This window comes from Paraburkholderia sp. J41, assembly GCF_905220235.1.
Classification (GTDB): Bacteria; Pseudomonadota; Gammaproteobacteria; order Burkholderiales; family Burkholderiaceae; genus Paraburkholderia.
Genome location: NZ_CAJMZE010000109.1, coordinates 1 through 425, shown reverse-complemented (window position 1 = coordinate 425; position 425 = coordinate 1). Strand labels below are relative to the sequence as shown.

Here is a 425-nt window from a genome sequence, read left to right as displayed (position 1 = left end):
GGTAAGGTAACGGGATTGCTACTCACTCCCGGCAAAACGGGCAGCAAGTGGACGCTGCGCTTTACCAGCCCGACAACGGGCAAGCGCCGCGATGCGGGCCTCGGCGTCTATCCCGAAGTCACGATTGCCGACGCCCGCGACAAGGCGCTCGCGATGCGCCGCCAGATCGACGCGGGCAAAGACCCGACTGAGGAGCGCGACCGCGAACAGCAGACCGCCAGCATTGCAGCCGCCGCGCTCACCTTCGAAAAGGCGGCTCGCCAAGTCCACGAAGAACTCAAACCGGGTTGGCGGAACGAGAAGCACGGGAACGATTGGCTTAGGTCGTTAGAGGCTTATGTGTTCCCCAAGCTCGGCGGCAAGCCGTTAGACTCGATCACGCCCGCCGACTGCGCCGAAGTCCTGCGGCCTATCTGGCTGGAGAA

1 protein-coding gene is annotated in these 425 nt (G+C 63.8%); it reads left to right on the top strand.

Annotation, left to right across the window (positions count from 1 at the left end; all coding sequences use genetic code 11):
• Window positions 1-15 precede the first annotated feature (15 nt).
• On the top strand, window positions 16-425 hold a 410-nt coding region (locus U5805_RS31645), incomplete at its 3' end, for an Arm DNA-binding domain-containing protein (RefSeq protein ID WP_322107408.1).